Source organism: Haloferax marisrubri (assembly GCF_001469875.2).
Classification (GTDB): domain Archaea; phylum Halobacteriota; class Halobacteria; order Halobacteriales; family Haloferacaceae; genus Haloferax; species Haloferax marisrubri.
In genome coordinates, this window is the sequence record NZ_LOPW02000016.1 from 159,215 (window position 1) to 161,355 (window position 2,141).

At 59.6% G+C, this 2,141-nt stretch carries 1 protein-coding gene and 1 pseudogene; both read right to left on the minus strand.

Annotated elements, in window-relative coordinates:
- On the minus strand, window positions 1-1,647 hold a 1,647-nt coding region (locus tag AUR65_RS12115), incomplete at its 3' end, for a helicase HerA domain-containing protein (RefSeq protein WP_146047424.1).
- A pseudogene (locus AUR65_RS20245) lies at window positions 1,640-2,141 on the minus strand (VirB4 family type IV secretion system protein); the annotation flags it as partial. The pseudogene AUR65_RS20245 and the gene AUR65_RS12115, both read right to left, overlap by 8 nt.

A 2,141-nucleotide genomic window follows, 5' to 3' on the forward strand; every position in this document is an offset into this window, starting at 1 on the left:
TCCGTCGCCCTTCGGGTCAACGATGACGACGGGACCACCAGTCGTCTCACGGAGCGACAGCGCATCGTTGATGATTGCTTTCGACTTCCCGCTTCCTGTTGAGGCGAACCGACCGTAGTGTGTCGTCAGGAGCTTCGGCGGAATCCGAATCGGACGCTGTTGCGGCGAGCCGTTTTCATCGAGTGCATACCCGATGGCCATTCCTTCCCGGAACTGCTGGACTAAGTCGGGATTGGGCCACGGAAGCGGATCACGACTCTGCTGTTCAGCACGCGTCCCTCGCGTTCCTTCGACCGTCAGTTGGTCTGAGGACGGCACCAAGATGAAGTTCGCAATCTCGGCCCCACAGAGAACCAACTCCGGCCGGGTCTTACCACGTCCAGTCGTTACTTCTCGCGAGAGGAGTCGCTGGAGCGCTGCTCGCGCGTTTTGTTCTTTCTTCGATTGTCGGAAGCCACGGTCTCGAAGTCGCGTCGCTTCGATCTCGTAGAACGGGCCGTCGAGTGGGTCGAACACCGGCGCGAGTGACGACAGGCGGTCATCAAGGGCGTCGCGACCAGCCTCACTCGTTGGTACACCAATCGCCCGGATATTCGTCGTGTACGAGCGCTTGGGATTGACCGCATCAATCGCATCAAGTCGCTTGACGACGATGTCACTCAACTCGTCACGGGTGCGACGTTCGTACTCCAGTTCGGGGTCGAGCAGGTCGCCAAGGATTTTCTGCGACAGCGTATCCCGTCCATCATTCAAGTCCTCTTTGCGGAGTTCCGCATCCGCTTGCCAGCTCTCCCGGCGCTGAAACACGACTTGGAACGCGAGCGGTTCACGAGCATCATTCAGATGGTCGATCAGCGACGCAAGCACAGCTCCCGGTTCGTCGACCGCCGGCAGCGTGCTCTCGTCAGGCGTCGCCGTCAGCGGAGTCAACGATGACATCCAGTCTTGCTTTCGAACTGCCGACCCACACCACCGCACGCCCCGTGGTGAGACGGCGTCGACTGTGGGGCGGGCGAGAATCGTCCCGTCTGCGGCTACTGTCGGCTTCTCGACGGACGTGGGTGGAACCTCGTCAGCGAGCGAGTCAGTCGTTTCAAGTTCGACAACTGTCTCTCCAATCGACACCAGTCCGTCCGCCGTTCTGCCACCCATCTCGTCGGCAACGTCCGTCGGTGAACCCTCAGACTCGTGTACGGTGCTTTCGCCGGCGTCAGGCGTCACGTCCGCGTCGACATCTGCAGCCGGATACTGTTCGTCGTCGGAGAACTCATACTGCAGGTCACCCTGCTGGTACCGCTCGACGAACTCCTCGTGAGACAATGCAACCGGATGAATCAGCTTCGACGCGACGTCCACTTCGACACGCTCGATGTCGAACGTCTTCGGATAGATAGATCGAAGTCGCTCTTCGAGTGTTCCGAGATAGTCGTCAGCACCATAGTAGAACTCAACTGGCGCGTCTTGCCCCGTGCTAAGCGCAAGGAACTCGAAGCGCGGTGGGGTCGCGGATGTAAACGGGTTGAGTTTCGACCGCAGACCCGAGCTGTCAGGGGTCAATTTGTGGAGACTCTCGAGCGTTTTCGGGATGCCGCGGGCTGTGAGTTCCTCTGAGGTCGGCGTCACACGAAGATACTCACGCTTAGGCATCGTCGGTACCTCCAAGCTGGCCGTTGTCAGTTGCTGTCGAATCAGTCTGCATGTCTTGTGACTCTCCGTTTGCTTGCTGCGCTAACTCCGTCCGAAAGGCCTCAATATCCGTAGAGACTGCTGTCTCACCAGCACCGGGCAGCGACGCCCGCCGCTGCTCGGTCGGGTCGAAGTCGATGACTTCCTTCTCTTTGGGCATCGCTTCGACTCTGATACCACGCCATTCGCCGTCGACGCCAACGAGTGCCTCAGAGAAACCGGCGTCTTCGTTCCCGGGAACCGCGTCCTGTACGTACCGCATCTGGGCGTGATTCAGTCCGAACTCGTCGGCCCACTGGTCGTCCATCCCATCCAAGCGATGGAACTGCTTGACGGCACACTGGTCGAGGATAGCCTCACTTTCAGCGTGCTCGAAAAACTCGTCGACGGTCTGGGTAACGAGGCGAATCGAGAGGTCGTGGTGGCGATGGTGTCGGAACACCGTTTCGAGGAAC